The organism is Microbacterium sp. (assembly GCF_011620715.1).
Classification (GTDB): Bacteria; Actinomycetota; Actinomycetes; order Actinomycetales; family Microbacteriaceae; genus Microbacterium.
The window spans coordinates 19,453-28,302 of sequence record NZ_WOYP01000055.1; the positions used below are offsets into that span (position 1 = coordinate 19,453).

The window sequence follows — 8,850 nt, forward strand, 5'->3', positions numbered from 1 at the left end:
GAAGGCGATTGTGGCTGACCACTACGAGGTGCTCGGTGTCGCGCGCGACGCGACATCTGACGAGATCAAGAAGGCGTACCGGCGTCTGGCGCGGGAACTGCATCCCGACGTGAATCCTGGGGCGGACGCATCTGAGCGTTTCAAGCTCGTGACGCATGCTTACGACGTTCTGAGCGACCCCGACCAGCGAGCCCGCTATGACCTCGGGGGCAGCGACTCCCCTTTCGGCGGCGGCCAAGGCGGCTTCAGCGGCTTCGGCGACATCTTCGAGACCTTCTTCGGATCGGCCGGCGGCCAACGCGCAGGACGACCGCGCTCGCGACGCGAACGCGGGCAGGACGCTCTGGTGCGCGTGACCCTCGACCTGAAGGACGTCGTCTTCGGTGTGCACCGCGACATCGAGGTCGACACGGCCGTGCTCTGCGACACGTGCCAGGGTTCGTGCTGCCAACCGGGCACATCGCCGGTCACGTGCGACATCTGCCACGGATCGGGAAATGTGCAGCGGACTGTTCGGAGCCTCCTCGGCAACGTCGTCACCAGCCAGCCGTGCGGCTCCTGCCAGGGCTACGGCACGATGATCCCGTATCCGTGCGCGACCTGCCAGGGCCAGGGGCGCGTGCGGGCGCGTCGCACCGTGTCGATCGACATCCCGGCGGGTGTGGAGACGGGCCTGCGCCTGCAGCTGCCTGGATCGGGCGAGGTGGGCCCGGCCGGCGGGCCGAACGGCGATCTCTACCTCGAGGTGACGGTGTCGCCGCATGAGGAGTTCAGTCGCGACGGCGACGACCTTCTCGCGACCCTGGAGATCTCGATGCCCGACGCGATCCTCGGGACGACTACCACGATCGAGTCCCTCGACGGTCCCGTCGAACTCGAACTGCGGCCGGGCGTGCAGGGCGGCGATGTACTCACGATCAAGGGACGCGGCATCACCTCGCTGCGCGGCACACAGCGAGGTGATCTGCGGGTCGGGGTGCATGTGGTCACCCCGACGCGGCTCGACGCGAAGGAACGCGCACTGATCGAGGAGTTCGCCAAGCGCACGAAGGCGCCCGAGCCCCGTCTCGCAGAGTTCCACCAGGGCCTGTTCGCCAAGCTGCGCGACCGCTTCCGCAACGGCTGAGGCATGGCGCTGCACTTCGTTCTGGACGCTCCGATCGATGCCGCCATCGGCGATGCCGTAGCGCTGACCGGTGACGAAGCGCATCACGCGGCGGCGGTGCGACGGGTGCGGGTCGGCGAGGAAGTCACGGTCGGCGACGGGCGCGGTCTCTGGCTGACCGGTGAGTGCGAGGCCGCGTCGCCCCGTGAAGTGATCGTCAGGATCACCGATCGGACCGAGACGCCCGTGCCGACGCGGCGCATCGTGCTCGCACAGGCACTCGCCAAGGGCGATCGCGACGAGCTCGCTGTGCAGGCCGCCACCGAGCTCGGCGTCGACGAGATCATCCCCTGGCAGGCGGCGCGCAGCGTCTCCCGCTGGGACGCCGCGAAGGCGGAGAAGGGCCGTGCCCGATGGGCGTCGATCGTGCGCGAAGCGGCCAAACAGGCCCACCGCGCGTGGATCCCCGAGGTGATGCCGCTCGAGACCACGGCCGCGCTGGCCGGCCGCAGCGCGGCATCCCTCGTCGTCGTCCTCGAACCGACCTCGTCGCAGCGCGTGACCGACCTCGGTGTTGACCCCTCCGACCTGCGCGATCTGGTCCTCGTGGTCGGCCCCGAGGGCGGCATCGCACCCGAGGAGCTCGCCGCCTTCGAGCGGAGCGGTGCGAAGGTGGCGCGGCTCGGCGACACGGTGCTGCGCACCTCGACCGCCGGGCCTGCCGCCCTCTCGGTCCTCAGCGCGGCACTGCACCGCTGGTGAGCGCCCGCCGCCTGGGAGAGGCCGCCGATAGACTGGCCTCATGAGCGAGCCGTCGGTGTTCACCCGCATCCTGAAGGGTGAGATCCCCTCTGAGATCATCGCGGAGACAGAGAATGCGTTCGCGATCCGCGACATCGCCCCCAAGGCGCCGGTTCACCTGCTGGTGATCCCCAAGTCGGAGCAGTACCGCAATGTCGTCGAACTTGCCGCGGGCGACCCCGAACTGCTGGCCGAACTCGTCGCACTCGCCAACTCGGTGGCCGCCGCGCACTCAGACGGCGACTTCCGCCTGATCTTCAACACCGGACCCGGAGCCGGGCAGACAGTCTTCCACGTGCACGCCCATGTCCTCGCGGGTGTCCTCGACGAATCGAGTCTCGGTGGCTGACGCGCCTGAGCAGAACTCCGAGTGGGGCGACACCGCGCCGGGCAGCACCGTGGATCGCGTCTACGCGGACGGCGTCGCGATGGTGCAGCTGCTCGGTCCCCAGGATCGGCTGCTGCGCGTCGTGGAGAGCGAGCACCCCGATGTCGACGTGCACGTGCGCGGCAACGAGATCACGCTGACGGGAGATGCCGCAGCGGTTGCTGCTGCGCGCGGACTCGTCGACGAACTGCTCGCGATGACGAGGGCCGGCCATGCCCTCGGCCCCTCTGACGTGTCTTCGTCCAATCGCATCCTGCAGTCCGAGGGCGGTCCGCGACCGTCCGAAGTGCTCGGCGAGGCCATCCTGTCGACCCGCGGGCGAGTGATCCGCCCGAAGACACTGGGCCAGAAGGCGTATGTCGATGCGATCGAAGAGAGCACGATCGTGTTCGGAATCGGTCCCGCCGGAACCGGAAAGACCTACCTGGCGATGGCCAAAGCCGTGCAGGCCCTGCAACGCAAGGAGGTCAGCCGCATCATCCTGACCCGTCCGGCCGTCGAGGCGGGGGAGCGGCTCGGATTCCTCCCCGGCACGCTGAACGACAAGATCGACCCGTACCTTCGCCCGCTCTACGACGCACTCAACGAGATGATGGATCCCGAGATCGTGCCGAAGCTGATGGCGAGCGGGACGATCGAGGTCGCGCCGCTCGCGTACATGCGCGGCAGGACGTTGAACGACTCGTTCGTGGTGCTCGACGAAGCGCAGAACACGACGCCCGAGCAGATGAAGATGTTCCTGACCCGGCTCGGATTCGGCACGCGCATGGTCGTGACCGGCGACATCACGCAGGTCGACCTCCCGATGGGCGCCTCGGGTCTGAGACTGGTGACCCGGGTGCTGAACAGCATTGAAGACATCCACTTCGCCTACTTGACCAGCGAGGACGTCGTCCGACACTCACTGGTCGGCCGGATCGTTGATGCATACACGGAGTACGACGAGCATCGCCTGGCCAGCCGTCGTGAGCGCGACGAGGCCGCCGAGTTCGCCAACCGCGCCGATCGGCGCGCCGGAGCGCCGCGTTCGTCGGGTCCGCGCGACCACCTTCCCCGGCGAGGCCGCTCATCATGACGATCGAGATCAGCAACGAGTCCGGCTTCGCCGTCGACGAGACTGTCCTCCTGCGCCTGATGGAGCACAACCTCGCCGAGCTGCACGTGAGCGCCGACGCCGACGTCGCGATCCTGCTGGTGGACGAAGGGGCGATGGAGGCGCTGCACGTCCAGTGGATGGACGAGCCGGGCCCGACCGACGTCCTGAGCTTCCCCATGGACGAGCTGCGCCCCGGCACCGAGGACATGCCCACCCCGGCGGGTCTCCTCGGCGACATCGTCCTGTGCCCGCAGGTTGCCGAGACCCAGGCGGCCGCGGCCAAGCACTCCACGATGGACGAGCTCATCCTCCTCACCACGCATGGACTGCTGCACCTGCTCGGATTCGACCACGCGGAGCCGGAGGACAAGCGCGAGATGTTCGGTCTGCAGAACGACCTGATCCTCACCTTCCACGTCGCCGAACGTCGACGATCGCGCGCATGACCGCGGCGCTGCTCCTGGTCGCCGCCGTTCTGCTGGTCGCCTTCGGCGGGCTCATGGCTGCGATCGACGCGGCGCTGACCGTCACCTCTCGCGCCGACCTCGCCGACCTGGGCGCGAGCGGGCGCAACGCTGCCGCGCTGCGCAAGATCTCGATCGACCCCGAGGCGCACTCCAACGCCGTCTTGTTCATCCGCATTCTCGCCGAGACCGCGGCCGCCGTGCTGGTCACGGTCGCGTTCACGATCCTGTTCGACAGCATCTGGTGGGCGATGCTCGCTGCCGCGGTGCTGATGACCGGCATCTCGTTCGTCGTCGTCGGCGCGAGCCCCCGCACGGTCGGCCGGCAGCACGCCAAGGGGCTGCTGCGCGGCGCGGCGCCGGTCATCCGCGGCGTACGCATCTTCCTGGGCCCGCTCGCGCACGGGCTGGTCGCCCTCGGCAACAGGGTGACTCCCGGCGCTGCGCGAGGCTCATCCTTCGCCTCCGAGGAGCAGCTGCTCAGCATCATCGACGAGGCGGCCGAGAACGAGCTCATCGAAGAGGACGACCGTGAGCTGATCCACTCCGTGTTCGATTTCACTGACACGTTCGTGCGCGCCGTCATGGTGCCTCGCACCGACATGGTGACCGTCGACGCGTCGTCCTCTACGCGCGACGCGATGGCGATCTTTCTGGAGAAGGGCGTGTCACGCATTCCGATCGTCGACGACGACGCGGACGACGTGGTCGGGGTGCTCTACCTGAAGGACCTCGTGCAGTTCGGCTTCGGCGACGAAGCCGGCTGGCGCGACGCGCCCATCGACCGCATAGCGCGCCCGGCCGTCTTCGTGCCGGAATCGATGAAAGCCGAGACCCTGCTGCAGCAGATGAAGCGGGAAGCCGTGCATGTGTGTCTCGTCATCGACGAGTACGGCGGAGTCTCAGGGCTCGTGACACTCGAGGACCTGATCGAGGAGCTCGTCGGTGAGATCGCGGACGAGTACGACCCGCGCGCGGACGAGGTCGTCGAACTGGGACCCGGCAGATACCGCGTCAGCGCGAGGCTCGGGCTCGATGAGGTCGGCGACCTGTTCGGCATCGAACTCGACGACGATGACGTTGACTCGGTGGGCGGCCTGCTCGGAAAGGCCCTTGGACGCGTGCCGCAGCCCGGCGCCACCGCCGACTACGAGGGACTCGTCATGACCGGCGGCGCCTCGCGCGGCCGCGGACGAGGGCTCGCGACGGTGTTCGTGGAACGCAGCAGTGCGAACGCGCGGGCCGACGATTCCAGCGGCGGCCGCACACCACGCACCGGCGAGATCGGCACCGGCGAGATCGGCACCGCCAAGAGCGGCGCCAAGAGAGGCGAATGATGCCCGCAACGCCTGCAGACCCTCCGACTGCCTCCCGATCGGACCCCGTCTTCCGCTCCGGTTTCGTCACGTTCGTCGGCCGCCCGAATGTAGGCAAGTCGACGCTCACGAATGCGCTCGTCGGAGAGAAGGTCGCGATCACCAGCGACAAGCCGCAGACGACCCGACGCGCGATCCGCGGCATCCTCAACCGCACCGACGGCCAGCTCGTGATCGTCGATACGCCCGGCATTCATCGCCCTCGCACGCTGCTCGGGGAGCGCCTCAACCATCTGGTCGAGCAGGTTCTCGGCGATGTCGACGTCATCGGTTTCTGCGTGCCCGCGACCGAGAAGGTCGGGCCCGGCGACCGGCGCATCGCCGAATCGCTCGACGGGTACCGTCGGGCCAGGAAGGTCGCGATCGTCACGAAGACCGATGCCGCCTCCCGCGAGCAGATCACCGCGCGCCTGCTCGAGGTGGACGCCCTGCGCGACGACTGGGCGGCGGTGATCCCGCTGTCGGCACTCACGAACGAGCAGCTCGACGTGCTCACCGGCGAGGTGCTCTCACTCATGCCGAAGGGACCCGCCCTCTACCCCGAGGGGGTCGTGACGGATGAGTCCATCGACGATCGCATCGCAGAGATCATCCGCGAAGCAGCGCTGGGGGGCGTGCGTGACGAGCTGCCGCACTCGATCGCCGTGGTCGTGCAGGACATCGCCAAGCGCGAGGATTCCGATCTGACCGACATCTTCGCCGACATCGTCGTGGAGCGAGACAGTCAGAAGTCGATCATCATCGGCCACAAGGGCTCGCGACTCGCCGACGTCGGCCGGCGGGCCCGCGCACAGATCGAACCGCTCATCGGCTCGCGTGTCTACCTCTCGTTGCATGTGCGCGTCGCCAAGGAATGGCAGCGCGACCCCAAGCAGCTCGGCCGCCTCGGGTTCTGAATAGCGCTCGCTCAGGCTTCAGAAGTTCGCCTGGAAGGTCGCCAGGATCTCGGGCAGCGCCTCCTGCTTGTCGTAGTCGGAGAGCAGCTGAAGAATCAGCACGACGTTGTTGCCGCCGCTGTCCAGGGTCGAAACGACGATCGCACTGGTGCTGGTGCCGCACTCCCATTCCGAGTAGACGCCGGCGTACAGGCCGTCGTCATACGGTGCACCCGTCTCGACGGGCGAGCAGGCGCCGTCGAAGCCCTGTGAAACTGTCGCCAGCATGTCCTCCGCGCTCGTACCCGCGCCTTCGACGCCCATCAGCTGCAGGCCCGCGGCCTCGTAGGTTTCCCAGAACGCCTGCAGGTTCGGCGCCGCCGAGACGCCCAGCCACTGGTTCCCGGCGTCGTCCGGGAAGCCGGTGCCGTCCACCTGCGCCCACTCGGCGGGGGCGGACACGCTCAGCACCCCGGAGTCGTCGGTCACCGTGGTGAACCCCCCGGTGTCGGTGGGGCCGCCGCCGAACACATCACTCGCGGTCACGACCAGCTCGTCGCCGTTGATCTGCCCGTCCAGCAGCTCATCGGTCGAAGGACGATACACCTGGAGGTCGATCGTGCCGTCGCTGCCCTGGGTGCGCAGCACCTGGCAGTAGTCCGCCAGCGTCCCGTCGGTGCCGACGCTCACCCCCGCAAGCTTGAACACGAGGTCGCCGGGCTCTATGCCGACAGCATCCGCGGCGCCACCGGCATCCACCGACGAGACCCAGACCCCGGCCATCGTCCCGTCCTCGCTGACCCAGGCCTTGGCGTTGATGCCGATCGAGTCGACGCTCTCACCAGCTGCGAGCTTGGGCAGCGCTTCTTCGGCGGTATCCCGGTGGATCGCGAAGTTATAGTCCAGGCTGTCGTCGCCGGCGTAGTTGACACCCACGAGTGCGCCATCCTGATCGACGAGCGGTCCTCCTGAGTTGCCTCCGCGGATGCGGGCGTCGTGCTCGATCACGTGGTCAAGCGATGCCCATTGGGTATCGAGCGGGAAGTCATCCTTGGACACGATGCCGCGCGTGAGGGTGAATTCCTCAGCCGCGCCCAGGGGGTACCCCGCCGAATACACGTCCAGACCGGTCTTGATGTCACCGTCGTGCCAGTCGAGGAATGGGAAGCCGTTCCCTTCGAGCTGGATGACGGCGAGGTCCAGGCATTCGGACGCACCGAGGACGGTCGCACGAGTCTCCTGGCCCTGGTCGCCCCCGATGTACACATTGAGCGTCCCAGCGCCCGTGACGACGTGATTGTTCGTCATCACGAGGCCGTCCTCGCTGACGAGGAAGCCCGACCCGATCCACGCGCCTTCGGCGTCGTCGAGGGTGCCCGGATCGATGAAGGTGCCCTGACCTTTGATGTAGACGGTCGCGGACTCCAGGTCGTCGAATCCGGCGGCGTCCGAGCTCGGCTCGACCACCGGCGCACCGCCGAAGCAGCCAGACAAGGCGAATCCGCCGACGGCGAGAATCGCGGCCGCACCGGCCAGTCGACGCCCCGCGGAGTGATCCTGCGTGAACACGGCTGCCTCCCGTGGGCGCCCAATCGATGAGAAGGATCTCGCCGCGCGGCCCCCAAGGTCGGCGCGATCCCCGAATCACACCATGCCGGGGCGTCGTCCCGACATGGTGCTCATTCTGGCAGGAAGAGTGCGTGCTGTCTGCCCTCATGCCGGCGGAGATTCGCGCACCACCCGAGCACGGGTGTAGCCTGGAGACATGCGCTTCGGTCGACTTCTTCTTAGTCGCCGCGACGAGTCCTCGTTCTAGGGCCCTCCTCGTCGCGGAGCTTGCTGTTGGCCCGCCTCATCTGACGAGAGAGCAAGCGACATCATGGACAATTCACAGAAGCCTTCGGGCATGCCGATCCACAAGTACCGGCCCTATCACGACCAGCTCGCGGTCCACCTGCCTGACCGTGCGTGGCCCGATGCCCGCATCACCGCGGCGCCGCGGTGGTGCGCGGTGGACCTGCGCGACGGCAACCAGGCGCTCATCGACCCGATGAGCCCCGAGCGCAAGCGCATCATGTTCGACCTCCTCGTGAGCATGGGCTACAAAGAGATCGAGGTCGGGTTCCCCTCTGCCAGTCAGACGGACTTCGACTTCGTACGTCACCTGATCGAGGAGGATGCCATCCCCGACGATGTCACCATCCAGGTGCTGACCCAGGCGCGCGAACACCTGATCGAGCGGACGTACGAGTCGATCGCCGGCGCCAAGCAGGCGATCGTGCACCTGTACAACTCGACGAGCGTGCTCCAGCGCGAGGTGGTTTTCCGCACCGACAAGCAGGGCATCATCGACATCGCGCTCGAGGGCGCTCGCTTGTGTCGCGAGTTCGAGACGCGCATCCCCGAGACGAAGGTCTACTACGAGTACTCGCCCGAGAGCTACACGGGCACCGAGCTCGAGTTCGCCGTCGAGGTGTGCAACCAGGTCATCGAGATCTTCGAGCCGACGCCCGATCGCAAAGTCATCATCAACCTGCCGGCGACCGTCGAGATGGCGACCCCCAATGTGTACGCCGACTCGATCGAGTGGATGAGCCGCCACCTCGCGCACCGCGAGAACGTCATCCTGTCCCTGCACCCCCACAACGATCGCGGCACCGCGATCGCCGCTGCCGAGCTCGGCTACCTGGCCGGCGCCGACCGCATCGAGGGCTGCCTGTTCGGCAACGGCGAGCGCACCGGCAA

9 protein-coding genes are annotated in these 8,850 nt (G+C 67.7%); 8 read left to right on the top strand and 1 reads right to left on the bottom strand.

What is annotated here, in order from left to right:
• Positions 1-10 precede the first annotated feature (10 nt).
• The 7 genes from dnaJ to era all read left to right on the top strand — a co-directional run bounded on the left by dnaJ (position 11) and on the right by era (position 6,126).
• Positions 11-1,126, top strand: a complete 1,116-nt coding sequence (dnaJ, locus tag QZV84_RS05280) for a molecular chaperone DnaJ (RefSeq protein ID WP_292826409.1) — start codon at positions 11-13, stop codon at positions 1,124-1,126.
• Between the two features lie 3 nt (positions 1,127-1,129).
• Complete coding sequence (locus tag QZV84_RS05285) at positions 1,130-1,867, top strand: 16S rRNA (uracil(1498)-N(3))-methyltransferase (protein WP_292826411.1); 738 nt, start codon at positions 1,130-1,132, stop codon at positions 1,865-1,867.
• A gap of 40 nt (positions 1,868-1,907) precedes the next feature.
• On the top strand, positions 1,908-2,255 hold the full coding sequence (locus tag QZV84_RS05290; RefSeq protein WP_292826414.1) for an HIT domain-containing protein: 348 nt from the start codon (positions 1,908-1,910) through the stop codon (positions 2,253-2,255).
• Between the two features lie 79 nt (positions 2,256-2,334).
• Positions 2,335-3,369, top strand: coding sequence for a PhoH family protein (locus tag QZV84_RS05295; protein WP_292826429.1), 1,035 nt, complete (start codon positions 2,335-2,337; stop codon positions 3,367-3,369).
• Complete coding sequence (gene ybeY, locus QZV84_RS05300) at positions 3,366-3,836, top strand: rRNA maturation RNase YbeY (protein WP_292826416.1); 471 nt, start codon at positions 3,366-3,368, stop codon at positions 3,834-3,836. The genes QZV84_RS05295 and ybeY overlap by 4 nt, the downstream gene beginning before the upstream one ends.
• Positions 3,833-5,191, top strand: a complete 1,359-nt coding sequence (locus QZV84_RS05305; RefSeq protein WP_292826418.1) for a hemolysin family protein — start codon at positions 3,833-3,835, stop codon at positions 5,189-5,191. Before ybeY ends, QZV84_RS05305 begins: the two co-directional genes overlap by 4 nt.
• Positions 5,191-6,126 carry a GTPase Era gene (era, locus tag QZV84_RS05310; protein ID WP_292826420.1) on the top strand — a complete coding sequence of 312 codons (936 nt, stop codon included), beginning with the start codon at positions 5,191-5,193 and terminating at the stop codon, positions 6,124-6,126. The genes QZV84_RS05305 and era overlap by 1 nt, the downstream gene beginning before the upstream one ends.
• 18 nt (positions 6,127-6,144) lie before the next feature.
• Here the strand turns inward: era and QZV84_RS05315 are convergent, their stop codons facing one another.
• Positions 6,145-7,674 (bottom strand): S1C family serine protease, encoded by a 1,530-nt coding sequence (locus QZV84_RS05315; protein ID WP_292826423.1) that lies wholly within the window; start codon positions 7,672-7,674, stop codon positions 6,145-6,147.
• 310 nt (positions 7,675-7,984) lie between these two features.
• Between QZV84_RS05315 and QZV84_RS05320 the strand changes: the two genes are divergently transcribed.
• Positions 7,985-8,850: 2-isopropylmalate synthase (locus QZV84_RS05320; protein WP_292826426.1), on the top strand; the 866-nt coding region annotated here is incomplete at its 3' end.